The sequence below is a fragment of the Listeria costaricensis genome, from assembly GCF_900183385.1.
GTDB classification, from domain to species: domain Bacteria; phylum Bacillota; class Bacilli; order Lactobacillales; family Listeriaceae; genus Listeria; species Listeria costaricensis.
In genome coordinates, this window is record NZ_FXUT01000001.1 from 213,512 (window position 1) to 230,267 (window position 16,756).

Annotated in this window: 16 protein-coding genes; 14 read left to right on the forward strand and 2 right to left on the reverse strand. The window is 44.0% G+C overall.

The window, feature by feature from the left end; translation table 11 throughout:
* The first annotated feature begins 98 nt into the window (after positions 1-98).
* The 9 genes from recO (at position 99) to CS921_RS01180 (ending at position 10,686) form a co-directional block, all read left to right on the forward strand.
* On the forward strand, positions 99-869 hold the full coding sequence (gene recO, locus CS921_RS01140; protein WP_099221200.1) for a DNA repair protein RecO: 771 nt from the start codon (positions 99-101) through the stop codon (positions 867-869).
* Between the two features lie 283 nt (positions 870-1,152).
* Entirely contained in the window at positions 1,153-2,043 is an 891-nt protein-coding gene (glyQ, locus tag CS921_RS01145; RefSeq protein ID WP_099221201.1) for a glycine--tRNA ligase subunit alpha, read from the forward strand.
* Positions 2,036-4,102, forward strand: a complete 2,067-nt coding sequence (gene glyS / locus CS921_RS01150) for a glycine--tRNA ligase subunit beta (RefSeq protein WP_099221202.1) — start codon at positions 2,036-2,038, stop codon at positions 4,100-4,102. The genes glyQ and glyS overlap by 8 nt, the downstream gene beginning before the upstream one ends.
* Before the next feature lie 86 nt (positions 4,103-4,188).
* On the forward strand, positions 4,189-5,013 hold the full coding sequence (locus tag CS921_RS01155) for a pyruvate, water dikinase regulatory protein (protein WP_099221203.1): 825 nt from the start codon (positions 4,189-4,191) through the stop codon (positions 5,011-5,013).
* 171 nt (positions 5,014-5,184) lie between these two features.
* Complete coding sequence (locus CS921_RS01160) at positions 5,185-5,658, forward strand: YaiI/YqxD family protein (RefSeq protein WP_099221204.1); 474 nt, start codon at positions 5,185-5,187, stop codon at positions 5,656-5,658.
* A complete protein-coding gene (gene dnaG, locus CS921_RS01165) occupies positions 5,642-7,597 on the forward strand; it encodes a DNA primase (protein WP_099221501.1) in 1,956 nt (651 codons plus the stop codon). The genes CS921_RS01160 and dnaG overlap by 17 nt, the downstream gene beginning before the upstream one ends.
* A gap of 86 nt (positions 7,598-7,683) precedes the next feature.
* Positions 7,684-8,805, forward strand: coding sequence for an RNA polymerase sigma factor RpoD (gene rpoD / locus CS921_RS01170; RefSeq protein WP_099221205.1), 1,122 nt, complete (start codon positions 7,684-7,686; stop codon positions 8,803-8,805).
* Between the two features lie 55 nt (positions 8,806-8,860).
* Entirely contained in the window at positions 8,861-9,565 is a 705-nt protein-coding gene (locus CS921_RS01175) for a tRNA (adenine(22)-N(1))-methyltransferase (protein ID WP_099221206.1), read from the forward strand.
* Positions 9,562-10,686 carry a Nif3-like dinuclear metal center hexameric protein gene (locus CS921_RS01180; RefSeq protein WP_099221207.1) on the forward strand — a complete coding sequence of 375 codons (1,125 nt, stop codon included), beginning with the start codon at positions 9,562-9,564 and terminating at the stop codon, positions 10,684-10,686. Before CS921_RS01175 ends, CS921_RS01180 begins: the two co-directional genes overlap by 4 nt.
* A gap of 48 nt (positions 10,687-10,734) precedes the next feature.
* Here the strand turns inward: CS921_RS01180 and CS921_RS01185 are convergent, their stop codons facing one another.
* The gene (locus CS921_RS01185) at positions 10,735-11,730 is read right to left on the reverse strand and encodes a 4-hydroxy-3-methylbut-2-enyl diphosphate reductase (protein WP_099221208.1); all 996 of its coding nucleotides are present in this window, start codon (positions 11,728-11,730) and stop codon (positions 10,735-10,737) included.
* A gap of 164 nt (positions 11,731-11,894) precedes the next feature.
* Between CS921_RS01185 and CS921_RS01190 the strand changes: the two genes are divergently transcribed.
* From CS921_RS01190 to CS921_RS01205, 5 genes are all read left to right on the forward strand, one after another.
* On the forward strand, positions 11,895-13,202 hold the full coding sequence (locus CS921_RS01190) for a DEAD/DEAH box helicase (protein WP_099221502.1): 1,308 nt from the start codon (positions 11,895-11,897) through the stop codon (positions 13,200-13,202).
* A gap of 15 nt (positions 13,203-13,217) precedes the next feature.
* Positions 13,218-14,111, forward strand: a complete 894-nt coding sequence (locus CS921_RS01195) for a deoxyribonuclease IV (RefSeq protein ID WP_099221209.1) — start codon at positions 13,218-13,220, stop codon at positions 14,109-14,111.
* A 65-nt stretch (positions 14,112-14,176) separates the two neighbouring features.
* Positions 14,177-15,100, forward strand: a complete 924-nt coding sequence (locus CS921_RS01200) for a manganese-dependent inorganic pyrophosphatase (RefSeq protein ID WP_099221210.1) — start codon at positions 14,177-14,179, stop codon at positions 15,098-15,100.
* 203 nt (positions 15,101-15,303) lie between these two features.
* On the forward strand, positions 15,304-15,453 hold the full coding sequence (locus CS921_RS15475; protein WP_162921656.1) for a hypothetical protein: 150 nt from the start codon (positions 15,304-15,306) through the stop codon (positions 15,451-15,453).
* A gap of 6 nt (positions 15,454-15,459) precedes the next feature.
* Complete coding sequence (locus tag CS921_RS01205; protein ID WP_162921657.1) at positions 15,460-15,807, forward strand: hypothetical protein; 348 nt, start codon at positions 15,460-15,462, stop codon at positions 15,805-15,807.
* Between the two features lie 52 nt (positions 15,808-15,859).
* Here the strand turns inward: CS921_RS01205 and CS921_RS01210 are convergent, their stop codons facing one another.
* Complete coding sequence (locus CS921_RS01210) at positions 15,860-16,576, reverse strand: tryptophan-rich sensory protein (RefSeq protein ID WP_099221212.1); 717 nt, start codon at positions 16,574-16,576, stop codon at positions 15,860-15,862.
* Between the last annotated feature and the right edge of the window lie 180 nt (positions 16,577-16,756).

Genomic DNA, 16,756 nt, shown 5'->3' on the forward strand with positions numbered 1-16,756 from the left:
TTTAATTTTGTCATTGTCTATTTTACCATGTTTTCTTTTGATTGAACAAGCGATATTGAAAAAACTGCGAAGAGCACAGCACAAAGGAGGGATGTCTTATCGAAAAATGTGAAGCGATTATTATTCGACAAACGAGTTACCGGGAATCAGATAAAATCGTGGTTCTCTATACAAGGGAGTACGGCAAAATTGGCATGGTGGCACGCGGTGCAAAAAAAACGAAGAGCCGTCTAGCCGCCTGCACGCAACTGTTCACACATGGCATTTACACGTTTTTTGGCGGGGGAAAGGGCCTTGTAACGATGCAGCAGGGGGATGTCATGGATACATTTTCTTCGATTCAGCGGGATATCTTTTTGACGGCCTATGCGACCTATGCTTGTGAGCTTTTGGATAAGGGCACAGAAGAACGGCAAAAAAATCCATTTTTATTCGAGTTATTCTTCCAAGTTTTGCGTGATATTGATGAAGGCTATGATCCGGCCATTCTGATCAATATTTTTGAAATGAAAATGTTGAATGTCATGGGGCATTATCCGGTGATGGACCGCTGTGCGATTTGCGGGGCAACAGAAGGGCACTTTGATTTTTCGACTAGCAGCAATGGGATTGTGTGTCACCGCTGCTTTGAAAAGGATCCGTACCGTCTGCATCTGCCTGAAAATGTCGTCAAGCTCCTGCGTTTATTTTATATTTTTCAGCTGGATCGGCTGGGAAATATCAATGTCAAACCTGAGACCAAGGCACTGCTGCAAAAGGCGATCGATACGTATTATGATGAACATACCGGGCTTTATTTAAAAAGTCGCAAATTTTTACGATCAATGGATAGCTGGGGAAGCTTGCTAAAGGAAAAAGATCAGGATTGACAAAATGCGCAAAATGCAGTATCTTTTTAAGTAATACGAATAGGTACGTTGAAGGAAAAGAGTAGCTGATCTCACTGACTTACAGCGAATCCGGGATAGTGGAAGCCGGACGGTCAAAGATTGTGTGAAGGCATTCTGGAGTACATCGGAATCAAGGTGGGAGATTGCTGCACAGGCAAATTCCAAATAGGGTGGAACCGCGAGACAAAATCTCGTCCCTATATGTTTACGCATATAGAGACGAGATTTTTTTCGTCTCTAAATCCTATGGAGGTGTTGAAAAATGAATCTGCAAACCATGATTCGTACATTGCAAGATTATTGGTCTGAACAAGGCTGCATCATGCTGCAATCCTATGATGTTGAAAAAGGAGCGGGAACAATGAGCCCGTACACATTCTTAAAGGCGATTGGACCTGAGCCTTGGAAAGCCGGCTATGTGGAACCATCTAGAAGACCGGCTGATGGACGCTATGGCGAGAATCCAAATCGGTTGTTCCAGCATCACCAGTTTCAAGTTGTGATGAAACCCTCACCGGACAACATTCAAGAGCTATATCTCGCTTCTTTGGAGCGCATCGGCGTAAACCCGCTCGAACATGACATTCGTTTTGTTGAAGACAACTGGGAAAATCCGTCACTTGGTTGCGCGGGTCTTGGCTGGGAAGTATGGCTTGATGGAATGGAAATTACTCAATTTACCTATTTCCAACAAGTGGGCGGCTTGGAATGTTCACCGGTGACATCAGAAATCACTTATGGTGTGGAACGTCTGGCAAGCTATATTCAAGATAAGGAAAATGTTTTTGATCTGGAATGGACAGATGGTATTACCTATCGGGATATCTTTTTCCAAGCAGAATATGAAAACTCTAAATATGCCTTTGAAACATCCAATACAGATATGCTGTTGACACTTTTTGACACATATGAACGAGAAGCGGCTCACCAAATGGCAAACGGTTTGGTTTTTCCAGCGTATGATTATGTCTTGAAATGCTCGCATACCTTTAATCTATTAGATGCAAGAGGGGTCGTTTCGGTGACGGAACGGGCACAGTATATTGGCCGGATTCGTAACCTGGCACGACGCATTGCCAAAACATTTTACGAGGAGCGGGAAAAACTCGGCTTCCCACTTTTAAAAGAAACGGAGGCGGCAGATCATGAGTAAAGATTTTTTACTTGAAATTGGTTTAGAAGAAATGCCGGCACAATATGTATCAGCATCAGTCGAACAGCTCAAAAAGCGGCTGGAAGACTGGTTGAATGAAGAACGAATCAGCTACGGGGCTATCAAATGCTTTTCGACGCCGCGCCGATTAGCCGTTCTCGTTCAAGAGGTGGCTCTTCGTCAGGCGGATCGCGTGGAAGAAGCAAAAGGTCCAGCAAAAAAAATCGCCCAAACAGAAGACGGCGAATGGTCCAAAGCGGCATTAGGATTTGCCCGCAGTCAAGGTGTCTCACCAGAGGATTTCACTTTTCGAGATGTAAATGGCACAGAATATCTTTACATTAAAAAGGAAATCACAGGGGCTGCAACCAGTGAACGGCTTAAAGAGCTAGATAAAGTCGTCACCAGCATGACATTCCCAGTCAGCATGCACTGGGCGGCCAACAACTTGCGCTACATTCGGCCGATTAAATGGCTGGTTGCTTTGTTTGGCGAAGAAGTGATTCCATTTAAGGTAACGAATGTGTCCACGGATCGCTCTAGTCGCGGCCATCGTTTCTTAGGTGCAGAAGCAGTTATCGATCTGCCAAGCCACTATGAAGAAAAACTTTTAGAGCAATTTGTTGTGGCGGACAGTGAAGCACGAAAAGCAGCGATTCGCGAGCAAATTGAAGAAATTGCCACCGTAAATAATTGGCAAGTGCCACTAGATGAGGACTTACTTGAAGAGGTCAATAATCTAGTAGAATATCCAACCGTATTAGACGGTCGTTTTGAAGAAAACTATCTGGAATTGCCAGAAGAGATCCTCATCACGTCCATGAAAGAGCACCAGCGTTATTTCCCTGTATTTGATCAAAATGACAAGTTGCTGGCTCACTTTATTACCGTCCGAAATGGGAATCATGAGCATTTGGATACAGTGGTTCGCGGAAATGAAAAAGTACTTCGGGCGCGCCTATCAGATGCCGATTTCTTCTATCAGGAAGATCTCAAGATGACCATCTCGGACGCTACGAAAAAATTATCTTCAATTGTTTTCCATGAAAAATTAGGCACGCTGACGGAAAAAATGAAACGTGTCCAAAAAGTAGCGCTACTCTTAGCTGACTATCTGAACTGGTCGGAAGCGGACAAAGAGGATATCAAACGCGTGACCGATATTTATAAATTTGACCTTGTGACGAATACAGTGGGAGAATTTCCCGAACTTCAAGGCATTATGGGTGAAAAATATGCGCTTCTGCAAGGTGAAAAACCAGCTATAGCGCAGGCCATTCGGGAGCACTATATGCCTATTTCGGCTGATGGGGCGCTACCGGAATCCGATCTTGGCTGCTTATTAGCCATTTCAGACAAACTAGAAACAGTCATCAGCTTTTTCTGCGTCAATATCGTACCAACCGGCTCAGCTGATCCATTCGGCTTGCGGCGCAGCACTTTCGGTGTGATGCGCATCATTCAAGCAAATAAATGGAACCTGCCGCTCATGGAGATTCTTTCTGACATTGTTGATTTTGAACGGAAAGAAGGCTTTAATGAACTGCCAAGCAAAGAAGTATTTGCAGAAGCACGGATGTTTATTCAAAATCGTCTGCGTGTCATTTTACAAGATCATGAAATTCGTCCAGATATTATCGATGCAGTCATCGGCGGCAATCCTAATATGCTACCGCAAATCATTGATCGCGCTAAGCTGCTTGATAAGCATGCTGACGATGATTGGTTCCGTCCAACGATTGAAGCATTGACACGCGTGGTGAACATTTCGAAAAAATATCAAGATCATGCGGAAATCGACCCGGATCTATTTGAAAATGAATATGAACACCAGTTGTTTGATGCCCTGGAAAAAATGCGGGCAGAGTATCCGACGATGAAAATTATCGACCGCTTGCGTGCCTTTACGAAGCTGCGTCCGATTATTGATGCTTACTTCGATAATACGCTTGTGATGAGTGATAATGAGGAGCTGCGCAATAATCGTTTGGCCCTTCTATTTGAACTTTCAACGTTTATTAAAGAATTTGCTCAAATGGATGAAATTAATGTAAAATAAAAGAGGAAGAATCCTCTGAAAAAGAAGTCGGAATCTTCTCCGGCTTCTTTTTTGACTAAAGATTATCTAGCAAAGGAGAATACATTGTGACTCAACCTGCTGTTTATGTTGTATCCGACTCAACGGGAGAAACGGCTGAGCTGGTAACACGCGCCGCCTTGAGCCAGTTTGGTCAGACACCCAAATTTATCCACCGTTTCCATCATATTGATTCACCAGAAATGATCGAAGAAATTGTCGATCTTGTTGCCGTCAATAATGGCATCATTGTGCATACAATCGTCCTGGAAGAAGTGCGCGATAGTTTGAATCAAACGGCTCAAGCTTTTGGTGTGCCGATTATCGACTTGTTCGGGCCGCTTTTAGCACAATTGGAGCAAACTTATAAGATCAAGCCATTATCCGAGCCTGGCCGGGTGCGTTCTCTTGATGAAGCGTATTTTAATAAAGTTGCTGCAATCGAATTTGCCGTTGAAAATGATGACGGACGTAATCCACGAGGTATTTTGCAGGCTGATTATGTGCTGATTGGTATTTCACGCACCTCCAAAACGCCCCTTTCACAATATCTGGCTTTGAAAGGTCTCAAAATTGCCAACGTGCCAATCGTGCCAGAAGCAACCGTACCAGACGAACTTTTTGAAATTGATCCGCGCAAAATCATCGGCCTTAAGATTAACAAGGGCAAGCTCAACCAAATTCGATCTGAACGGCTGATTTCGATCGGCTTAAGTGGCGGTGGCACCTATGCCAGTGGAGCCAGAATTGATGAAGAGCTCGTTTTCTTTAAAAAATTAACGGATAAGCTGGGCTGTCACGTGCTTGATGTGACCAATAAAGCCATTGAAGAAACGGCAAATGAGATTTTGATCCATATTGGTGAAATTGTGGATGAAAATTTGGAATTATAGAAGGAGTTTTTGATTTTTCGGCGAATATATATATTATGACGATGAAATAGGCTTGAAAATTTAGTTTTCATCGCGTATAATGCAATTTTGCAAGTCATTTTTGCATTGATTAAAAAAACGGGTTATGCAACTCGTTTTTTGGTTTGTCTAACGCTGAAAAGGAGGGAAAAGATGCAAGTATTTGTTGATGCTGATGCGTGTCCCGTTAAAGAAGAGATACTCAGGCTCCGCGATCTTTTTCAGTTAGATGTCTGCTTTGTCGCTTCCTATAATCATTTTATGATGGATACAAATGGCGAAAATTGGCTGTTTGTAGACACACAAAAGGAAGCAGTCGATATGCGTATCTTAACCTTGACGCACTCGGGAGATATTATTATTACACAGGATATCGGACTTAGCAGCATGCTTTTAAATAAAGGCTGTATGGTTTTTTCAAATCGCGGTGAGGAGTATCGCGAGCAGGATATGGCCTATCTTTTGGAAATTCGTCATCTTCATGCAAAAGAACGACGAGGCGGTCACTATGCAAAAGGACCGAAAAAATTATTGCCGGAAGATAAAGCGCGATTTTTTGAAACCCTCAAGAATCATTTTGAAAATAAGCTAACAGGAGTTGACGATGATCATGCGGCGAATTCCTGAAGAAACAATTGATGCCATTCGCAGTCAGGCTGATATTGTGGATGTCATCAGCAATTATGTTCAGCTCAAAAAACAAGGCAGGAATTACATCGGCCTATGCCCCTTCCACGGGGAGAAGACGCCTTCTTTTTCAGTTTCGGCTGAAAAGCAAATTTTCCACTGCTTCGGTTGCGGAAAGGGCGGCAATGTTTTTCGCTTTTTGATGGAGCACGACAATCTGACATTTGTTGAAGCTGTGCAAAAAGTAGCTGAAATGTCGCATATCGATGTGGAGCTTCCAGAGATTCAAACGCAGAATGATGCCCCTGTCACAAAAGAATCCAGCGAAACGCACCAGATGATTGAGATGCATCAGCTGACGGCCAAGTTATATCATTATCTACTCATGGAAACAGAAGAGGGCAGCGCGGCTCTTGCCTATTTGAAGGAACGCGGCATGTCTGAAGAAATGATGACGGCTTTTCAAATCGGCTTTGCGCCCAATCACCATGCGACGATTGCTTCATTTCTCGAAAAGCGGGGGATGGAACTTGAGTTGGCTGTAACAGCAGGTTTATTGACTAAGCGGGAAAGTGGCGAGATTGTCGACCGCTTTCGGGGCCGGATCATGTTTCCCATTACGAATGACCGCGGTCAACTAGTGGGCTTTTCCGGTCGGCTTTATGAACAGCGCGATGGACCGAAGTATTTGAATAGCCCTGAAACCCCTATTTTTAACAAACGAAGGCTGCTTTATCATTTTTCAGAAGGCAGACAGGCGATCCGAAAGAAAGAGGAGATTCTTCTTTTAGAAGGGTTCATGGATGTCATCTCAACCACGGAGGCTGATCTGGAAAATGGGATTGCTTCGATGGGGACCAGTTTGACAGAAGAGCATATTGAGCTGATCCGTCGAGTCACAAATCGTGCCGTGATTTGTTATGACGGGGATAATGCCGGAATTGAGGCGGCTTATAAAGCAGGGACACTGATTCAGGACCGCAGTCGGATGGAAGTTTTTGTTGTGCAGCTTCCCGGTGGAAAAGATCCGGATGAATTTATCAAAGCAAATGGTGCCGATAAATTCCGTGAAATTTACCAACATGAGCGGATGAGCTGGACGGCTTTCATGCTGCAATTTTTACGCAGAGGGAAGAATCTCCAGAATGAAACCGAACAGTTGCAGTATCTGGATGGAGCGCTAGCGGTCATTGCGCGTTTAGGGCAAGCGGTTGAACGGGAGATCTATCTCAAACAACTAGCTGAAGAGTTTTCACTTTCAATGGAAACACTGAAAGAAGAATTGCAATCAGCTGTCCGAAAAGTACAGCATGCCAAAAAAGCACCCGCACGACAACAAGCTCAAAGAAACGAACGGATGGAGCTGGATGAATCCTTTATGGGGATGATCCCTCCAGATGATGCTTTTGCCGGAGCTGAATTCGGCGGGGAGGCACCTATGATGGTTCAGGCGCCGCTTCAATTTCATAAACCCGTCCGAAAACTCGAGGCGCACACATTTTCAGAGCAGCAACTGATGAAGGCGATGCTCGAAAGTCGTGACGCTTTTGCGCAGATTCAGCATCTTTTAGGTGATCTTTCGTTTTATCATGATGATTTTCAGGCACTATTTACCTATTTAATCAGCTTCTATTTGGAAGATCATGATGCCGATATTCAGCGCTTTATGGATTTTCTGCCGGATGAGCAGACGAATCTCAAAAACCTGGTAGCAAGTCTTGAAATGATTGATGCACCAGATGAGCAAGGCCTTCATGAATATCAAGCGTATATTCTCAGTTTAAAGAAATTTAAACTTGAAAATAGAATTAAACAGCTGGAGCAAGCCCAGCACACACACATTCGTAATCAGGAAAATGAGCAGGCTTTGGAAGTGACAGCAGAGATTCTGTTGCTTCGGAAAAAGCTGGCTAGTCATGACTACGATTTGGAAGAATAAGCGAACGTTTTAAAACCGCCAAAAGATGGTATGGTATCACGTAGTGGCCACACTAGCGGTAATTTGGAAGGAGGAACCAGGCAGTTATGAGTGAGAAACCACAAGAGAAACAAAATGCCGAAAGTATTGATCAAGTGAAAGAGGCCCTTGTTGAAGAGGGAAAGAAAACAGGTCTAATCTCTTACACGAGAGTTACTGCCAGACTAGCTCCTTTTGCAATTGATTCCGATCATATGGATGAATTTTTAGAACATCTGGGTGAAGCCGGTGTTGAAGTGGTATATGCAGAAGATGAGGATGAAGATCCAGATGAAACAGAACTTGTAAAAGAAGAAACCGAAGAATTTGACTTAACAGATATGAGTGTTCCGCCAGGTGTTAAAATCAATGACCCTGTTCGCATGTATCTAAAAGAAATTGGCCGCGTTGATCTTTTAACAGCTGATGAGGAAATCGCCCTGGCAAAACGGATTGAAGCGGGTGATTTGGAAGCGAAAGGGCGCTTGGCTGAAGCCAATTTGCGGCTTGTTGTCAGTATCGCCAAACGTTACGTTGGTCGCGGCATGCTCTTCCTTGACTTGATTCAAGAAGGAAACATGGGACTAATGAAAGCCGTTGAAAAATTCGATTTCAGTAAAGGCTTTAAGTTTAGTACCTATGCGACTTGGTGGATTCGTCAAGCCATCACCCGGGCCATTGCGGATCAGGCGCGGACAATCCGGATTCCAGTGCACATGGTGGAAACCATCAACAAATTGATTCGTGTACAGCGTCAGTTGCTACAGGATCTAGGCCGTGATCCTTCACCAGAAGAAATCGGAGAAGAAATGGATCTGCCGACAGAAAAAGTACGGGAAATCCTCAAAATTGCGCAAGAGCCAGTATCGCTTGAGACTCCAATCGGGGAAGAAGACGATTCTCATTTAGGTGACTTTATCGAGGATCAGGAAGCTACTTCGCCTAGTGACCATGCGGCCTACGAGCTTTTGAAAGAGCAACTGGAAGATGTCCTTGATACACTAACTGATCGGGAAGAAAACGTGCTTCGTCTTCGTTTTGGTCTTGATGATGGTCGAACACGGACGCTTGAAGAAGTGGGGCGTGTCTTTGGTGTTACACGTGAGCGTATCCGTCAAATCGAAGCCAAAGCGCTTCGCAAATTACGTCATCCGAGCAGAAGCAAACAACTGAAAGACTTCCTCGAATAAAAAGAAGGCAGGGGGACAGACACGTCTTCCTGCTTTTTACATAGGAGTTGAAAAAATGAACGAACAACATCTTTCTAAGCGTCTGCAAAAAGTCGTGAGTTACCTTCCAGAAGGCACACGGCTCGCGGATATCGGCAGTGACCACGCATATCTGCCCTGCTATGCGGTTTTAAATGGGCAGGCTTCGTATGCAATTGCAGGTGAAGTGGTAGAGGGGCCTTTTCAGTCCGCGAAGAAGCAAGTGGAAAAATTACAGCTTGCTGAGCAGATCCATGTGCGTAAAGGCGACGGACTTTCTGTCTTAACCGCAGAGGACCAAATTGACACGATCGTGATTGCTGGAATGGGCGGTAGTTTGATTCGCTCCATTCTGGAGAAAGATCCAAGCAAACTAGCTGGTGTGAAACGCTTGGTTCTTCAGCCAAATCTGGCCGCGCATAAGCTGCGCAGTTGGGCCGAAACCAACCAATTCGCACTTATTGCAGAAGCCATTTTGATGGAAGATCAGAAAATCTATGAGATTCTAGTGCTTGAAAAAACCGAGCAGCCAGTTCACTATACAGAAAAAGAATGCTTCTTCGGGCCATTTTTGTTGGCAGAAAAAAATGAGGCTTTTCGAGCAAAGTGGCTGCATGAAAAGGAAAACTGGCAGAAGATCATCCAAACAATTGAAGAAAAAAGTGGCGCTCATGCTGAAAATCAACCAAAACTAAAAGAACTGACACACAAAATTCAATTAGTAGAGGACGTGATTGTATGAAAACGGCAAATGGTTATGAATACGCAGCAATGCTAGAAGAGATTGCCCCACGTAAATATGCAATGGAAGGGGATCCCATCGGTCTCCAGCTGGGAGATTTGAGCAAAAAGGTCCGAAAGATCATGTTTACACTTGATGTGCTGGAAGAGGTCGTAGAAGAAGCGATTGAGGAAAAAGTCGATATGATTATCGCGCACCACCCGTTTCTATTTCGTCCAGTCAAGCAAATCGACATGTCAACTAGTCAAGGTCGAATGATTCGGAAATTGATCAAACACGATATCATTGTTTACGCGGCACACACCAATTTAGACATTGCGCGTGGCGGTGTGAATGACCTTTTAGCGGAAGAGCTGGGGCTACACGATTGCCAGATGATTGTACCTACTTGGCAGGAAAAGTATGTCAAAATTGCCGTCTATGTGCCAGAGCTTGCGCAAGAACAGGTTCGTCAGGCCTTAGTGGAAAATGGGGCGGGTGAAATCGGGACAGATTATTCAGCCTGTACATTTTCTACCAGAGGATTAGGGCGTTTCCAACCAGCAGAAAATGCGCATCCAACAATTGGCAAGCAGGGAGAACTGACGGAGGTAGCTGAAATCAAGTTGGAGGCAGTGGCGCCGAAAAGCAGGCTGAATGAAGTTCTGAGGGCTGTTCGGGTTGCCCATCCTTATGAAGAAGTTGCGATTGATGTGTATCAGCTGGACAATTTGCAGGAACAGGAAGGGCTGGGAAGGATTGGTCGGCTGCCAAAAGAAATGCCGATGGATGCTTTTGTTGATGTGGTAAAAAGTACACTAGCTATTGAAAATGTTCGTTTTATCGGCAAAAATTTGCAACAGCCTGTTCAAAAAGTCGCGATTATTGGTGGAGACGGCAACAAGTTCATCCATGAGGTGAAACGAAGCGGGGCCGATGTCTATATTACAGGAGATATTTATTATCATACCGGGCATGATTTGCTTGCACTTGATCTACCCACGATTGATGCAGGTCATAACATTGAGAAAATCATGAAAACCTATTTGAAACAAACTTTTAAAAAGAAGGCGGCAGAACGTGATTATGAAGTCAGCCTGACGATCTCCGAAAAAAATACAGATCCATTTCAATTTCTATAAAAAACTGGATGCACTTGCTCTATAAAAGAGCCGGGGCATCCAGTTTTTTTAACGGCCGCCGTTTCTTAAATGTTCTAAGCGGGCTTGCCGTTTTTCTGCCATATTTGTTTTACGAGCACGTGGTAAGATGCTAGCTGAGTCCTGGTGATGCACGCGTGCCCAAGTTGTCGAGTCATTGGGATCAAAGGCTTCCAAAAAGAGTAGCACTTCACGAATCACCTGTGTAGGCGTGCTGGCTCCAGCGGTTACTGCCACTTTATCAATGCCTTTCAGCCAGTCGATTTCAATCTCACTGACATCTGCTACACGTTTTGCAGGGACGCCGGCCTTTTCCACTGAGACCTGTGCCAGTCGGTTGGTATTGTTACTGCGCGGATCCCCAACAACGATTGTCAAATCGGCTTCTTTTGCCTGCTCAGCAACCGCCTCCTGCCTGACTTGTGTGGCAAGACAGATCTCTTGATGGTGCTCAGCTTGCGGAAACTTCACCGAAATGAACCCCATCAAATCAAGCACATCCCATTGGCTCATAGTCGTCTGATTGGTTACAAAAATTTTTTGAGTGTTCAGTGTGAGTGCTTCAACATCTGCTTTTGTTTCCACAAGATGGACAATATCAGGCGCTGTGCCATATGCCCCCTCTGGCTCTGGATGCCCCTTTTTGCCAATGTAGATCACTTGATAGCCCTGTTGCTTCTTCTCAAGGATGAGCTCGTAGGTGCGGAGAACATCTGGACAGGTGGCATCAATCGTGGTCAGCCCCTTGGCGATTGCCAGTTCTTTCACTCGCGGAGAGACCCCATGTGCGGTAAAAATGACGGTGCCCTGATCAATTTTCTCTAGAATGGCTTCCCGATTTTCACCATCTACTGTATAAACGCCAATATCTGCAAAAGCCTCCGTCACATGTTGATTATGGACGATCATGCCTAAAATGTGAATTGGCCGGGGAAGCGTGGGATCAAGAGAGGCATTCTTGGCAATGATCATTGCATCCACAACACCATAGCAATAACCACGCGGATTGATTTTGATGACTTCCACTAAAATTCCTCCTCTTGCTTCCAAAGTTCTTTTTTATTATAAGCGAAAAGCTAATTTTTGACAAAAAAGGGTCATTTTCCGCAGCAAGAACGTTTTTTTCATTGTAGGAGGCCGCAACATCCTGTATAATGGCGAATAGGAACAGAACGGAGTGGAAAAATTTAATGACAAAAAAATCAAGGTTCGACCAGTTTGGGTTTCAGCCTTTTATTAATCAAGCAATTCAAAAGTTAGGCTTTTTTGAACCAACAGAAGTGCAACAAAAATTGATTCCCGGCATTATGCGCGGCGAAAGTATTATCGGTCAATCACAAACAGGGACCGGTAAAACCCACACTTTCCTTTTACCGCTGATTCAGCAGATCAACCCGGAAGTAAAGGAAGTTCAAGTCGTCATTACGGCACCAAGTCGTGAATTAGCCAACCAAATTTATCAGGAAAGCCGCAAGATTACGAAATTAAGCGAAAAAGAAATCGTGACGCATCTTTTGATCGGTGGCACGGATAAACAGCGGACAATTGAAAAATTGAAAAATCAGCCGCATATCGTCATTGGAACACCAGGACGGATTAACGACATGATTCGTGAAAAGGCGCTGCATATTTATACAGCACGCACATTGGTGATTGATGAAGCGGATATGACGCTCGATATGGGCTTTTTAAACGATGTCGATACGATTGCAGGAAAGATGCCGCCAAACTTGCAAATGCTTGTTTTCTCGGCGACCATTCCGCAAAAATTAAAACCATTTTTGAAAAAATATATGGAAAACCCGCGTTATGAGCATATTCAGCCCAAAGTAACAGCCTCTGAAAATGTGACGCATGAGATTATTGCGCGTAAAAGCCGTAATAAATTAGACTTGTTAAAAGACACACTGACAACGTTCAGACCCTATTTGGCGATTGTCTTTACCAATACAAAGCAAGCGGCCGATGAGGTGGCGGACGGACTAGTGGAGCGCGGCCTCAAAGTGGCAAAAATTCACGGTGATGTTCCTCCACGGGAACGCAAGCGGACAATGAAGCAGATTGAGAACATGGATTATCAGTACATTGTTGCAACCGATCTTGCTGCGCGTGGAATTGATATTACAGGAATCAGTCATGTGATTAACTATGAGTTGCCAAATGACTTGGATTTTTATATCCACCGGACAGGACGGACAGGTCGTGCAGGTCATACTGGTTTGGCACTCACCATTTATGAACCGGCCGATGAAGATAAATTGAACCAGCTGGAAAAGATGGGCATCACTTTGAAGCATGTCGACTTGAAACGCGGCGAATTTGTTGAAGTGCTCGATCGAAATCGTCGTGCCAAACGTGAAGCGACACGTGAAGCGGCGGATCCACGGGAAATCGGGATGCGTAAGAAAGCTAAACAAAAGCGCAAACCAAATTACAAGAAAAAAATTAATCGTAAAATGGCAGAAATCAAGCGACGCGAAAATCGTAAAAGAAAATAAAGGGGGACAAGATATATGCTAAGAATTGGTTCACACGTCTCCATGAGCGGGCAAAAGATGCTACTTGGTTCCAGTGAAGAAGCAGCTTCTTACGGTGCCAATACATTTATGATCTATACGGGCGCTCCGCAAAATACACGTCGTAAACCCATTGAAGAATTAAATATTGAAGCAGGACTTGCTCATATGGCAGCGAATGATCAGGCGGATATTGTGGTTCATGCACCTTATATTATCAATATTGGCAACGCGGTCAAGCCGGAAACTTTCGAGCTTGGTGTGAATTTTCTGCGTTCTGAAATTGAACGAACAGCTGCGATTGGAGCCAAACAAATTGTCCTACATCCAGGTGCCCATGTGGGGGAAGGGGTCGACAAAGGGATTGCTCAGATCATCAAAGGGCTGAACGAAGCGCTCGATCCGACTCATGATGTGCAGATTGCACTGGAAACCATGGCGGGCAAAGGGACCGAAATTGGTCGCAGTTTTGAAGAGCTGGCTCGAATTATGGATGGAGTGACGCACAATGAGCTGCTTTCTGTCACATTTGATACTTGTCACACCCATGATGCCGGCTACAATATTGTGGAGGACTTTGACGGTGTGCTGGATGAATTTGACCGAATCATCGGGATTGATCGATTAAAAGTGCTGCATATCAATGATAGTAAAAATGTACGAGGCGCTGGAAAAGACCGCCATGCTAATATTGGCTTTGGTCATATCGGGTTTGATGCGTTGAATTATATTGTGCATCATCCGCAGCTAGCCGACCGACCACGAATTTTGGAAACGCCATATGTGGGAGAGGACAAAAAGAATAAGCGTCCGCCGTACAAATTTGAAATTGAGATGTTGCGTAGCCAAACTTTTGATCCTCAAGTTTTAGAAAAAATTATGGCTGAATAGGCTTTACGGAAAAGCATCTTTTTTGCTAAGATAAAAGATACAGAAGAGGAAAAGGAGAGAACGTCATGGAAAAAGTACTTGTTTTCGGGCATAAAAACCCAGATACAGATGCCATTTGTTCGGCGATTGCTTTTAGTGAATTAAAAAAAGCGGAAGGCTGGGAAATTGAGCCGGTTCGTCTTGGTGAACTGAATACAGAAACGGAATTCGTTTTGAAACATTTTGGTCAGGCGGTACCGCGTCTGGTTACGACTGTGGCGAATGAAGTGGCGACAGTTTGCTTGGTGGATCATAACGAAAGCCAGCAAAGTGCAGATGATATTAAAGATGTAACGGTACATACGGTTGTTGACCACCACCGGATTGCTAATTTTGAAACGGCAGATCCACTTTACTACCGAGCTGAACCAGTTGGCTGTACGGCGACCATTTTAACCAAGCTGTATGCCGAAAAAGGTGTGGAAATTCCTAAAACTGTGGCAGGTCTGATGCTGTCTGCGATTGTTTCAGATACATTGCTTTTTAAATCACCAACATGCACGGCAGAAGATGTGGCGGCTGCTGAAAAATTAGCAGAAATAGCTGCGGTCGACCTTGAAACATACGGAATGGACATGCTTCGCGCAGGGGCAGATGTCAGCAAGAAAACAGTTGCTGAACTACTTCTTGATGCCAAAGAATTCGATATGAACGGCAAAAAAGTAGAAATTGCGCAAATTAATGTCGTGGATGAAGCCGATGTGCTTAGCCGTCGTCAAGAAGTGGATGCAGTAATTGGGCAGACAATCCAAGATAAAGGACTTGATCTTTATTTGTTTGTCATCACTAATATCCTGACAAACGATTCAGTTGGACTTGCTTTCGGTCAAGAAACAGGTGCAGTAGAACGCGCTTATCAAGTACAGCTTGAAAATGGGCAAGCACCACTGGCCGGCGTCGTTTCTCGTAAAAAACAAGTTGTACCAGTTTTAACAGAGATTTTTAATTAAAAAAGAGTGGCTGTCTTCTGTTGTGAAACAGTGATGACGGCATCGAAATAGCGTGTAGAAGGGGATTCTTTTCAGAGAATCCTTTTTCTATACCCATATTTTTGTACGAAGAAAATGGATGAATGAAATGTGGTGAGAGAATTGTTTGAAAATAGCTTTCCTGCAAGCATTTGGGAGAGCGTATTAAAAGTGGAGGCCAGAGCTTGCCGGAGAAAACGACGAAACATTGTTCGGCAGTCTCTGCTAATGGGACGACGTATCGACTAAATGGGGAAGATATTTTCATTCCCGATCGCATTTATTTGATAGAGCCTAGTGAGACCGTGGTGGCTCATTTGACGTCTGTCGAGTAAATGATCTTGCATGCTATTTTTTCGCGAAGTTATGATGGCTTTGTCAGGCAAAAACATCTGCATGTCCTGACAACGACTGATTTTCCAGAGTGGGCCAGGGCCATCCCGTATATCGTCAAGATTTGTGATGAATATGTGGTGGAGATTCTACAAATGGTCTATCAGGATTGGGCGAGGCGGGATACGACGCTTCTAAAAAAATTCTGCGCCACTAGTCAAAGCGTTTGTTACAGAAGCTACCAGCGAATGGTCAGTTATTGGAATGAGTACTATAGAAATGATTGCTTTAAATTTCAGAAGTATGTAGGACGAAAATTATTTATGGAATACTTTGGAATGACACACAAAGGTTAGAGTAAGTAAAAAAGAAGCAACAGTCAGTTGGAAAGGTTGACTGTTGCTTCTTTTATGCTCTTTTACGCAAGCGAAACCAGTTGAGAAGAAAAAGTAGAATGGCTAAAACAAGTGCGGTTACAGCCACGCTTTCGCTCATTTTTTGATCACGTACGAAGATCCCGACAAATGCCCAGACAATTACCAGTGGATAAAGAAGATCGTTTTTCTGATAACGAATGAAAAGTCCCAAGCAGAAGCCGAAAAATAGAAATAAAATCGCCCAACTCACTTCACTGATGCCAAGAAAATCCGGCTTTCCAATTGCGTGGAAGAAGTAGCTGATATTAGCTAAAAGTGCTACCGTGATCCAACCAATGTAAAGCGACAGCGGGGCAAGCCATATGTAAGAACCTTGTGCCATTCGTCGCTCTGCCCGGTAAAAAAGTGCCAGCATGATGAGCAGTAATAACATGACCAAAATAGATGTTCCCACCCATTCAAAATGCCAAACAATGATCCATAAACTGTTGAGCAGGTTGGTTGCAATAAAGCAACTGGCAATCGGCCGTGTCAAACGCCTGTGCTGAATCGTGATCGCAATCAACCAAATCAGTAAAGCCAGATAAATAAGACTCCAAATCGTGAACACGTAGCCGCTTGGTGTAAACAGTACCGGAAACTGATTGCTAATTTCACCTGTTGTCATTCCGTTGAGTGGTAAAATGTTGGCAAAAGCATTGATGGCGATCATTAGAAAGTACGTTAAGTACATCCATAAAATACGCATTTCAAGTTACACCTCCTAAACGGTCCATTGCCTATTGTACAAAAAAATAATCGAATACGCAAAAACCATCCGATCTTCTTTCTAGTTTTCCACCTGTCACAAGCTTCAAACCTTTTTTAACGAATAAGATTCATTCCGATTTACAAGTGACGCTTTTTTTACTATACTAGAAGGAGTGAA

Bases quoted from the DNA above. Each gene is read 5' to 3' on its own strand.
- CS921_RS01160 (WP_099221204.1), top strand. From the start codon at position 5,185: ATGCAAGTATTTGTTGATGCTGATGCGTGTCCCGTTAAAGAAGAGATA.
- CS921_RS01200 (WP_099221210.1), top strand. From the start codon at position 14,177: ATGGAAAAAGTACTTGTTTTCGGGCATAAAAACCCAGATACAGATGCC.
- glyS (WP_099221202.1), top strand. From the start codon at position 2,036: ATGAGTAAAGATTTTTTACTTGAAATTGGTTTAGAAGAAATGCCGGCA.
- glyQ (WP_099221201.1), top strand. From the start codon at position 1,153: ATGAATCTGCAAACCATGATTCGTACATTGCAAGATTATTGGTCTGAA.
- CS921_RS01180 (WP_099221207.1), top strand. From the start codon at position 9,562: ATGAAAACGGCAAATGGTTATGAATACGCAGCAATGCTAGAAGAGATT.
- rpoD (WP_099221205.1), top strand. From the start codon at position 7,684: ATGAGTGAGAAACCACAAGAGAAACAAAATGCCGAAAGTATTGATCAA.
- CS921_RS01210 (WP_099221212.1), bottom strand. From the start codon at position 16,576: ATGCGTATTTTATGGATGTACTTAACGTACTTTCTAATGATCGCCATC.
- CS921_RS01190 (WP_099221502.1), top strand. From the start codon at position 11,895: ATGACAAAAAAATCAAGGTTCGACCAGTTTGGGTTTCAGCCTTTTATT.
- CS921_RS01195 (WP_099221209.1), top strand. From the start codon at position 13,218: ATGCTAAGAATTGGTTCACACGTCTCCATGAGCGGGCAAAAGATGCTA.
- CS921_RS01175 (WP_099221206.1), top strand. From the start codon at position 8,861: ATGAACGAACAACATCTTTCTAAGCGTCTGCAAAAAGTCGTGAGTTAC.
- dnaG (WP_099221501.1), top strand. From the start codon at position 5,642: ATGCGGCGAATTCCTGAAGAAACAATTGATGCCATTCGCAGTCAGGCT.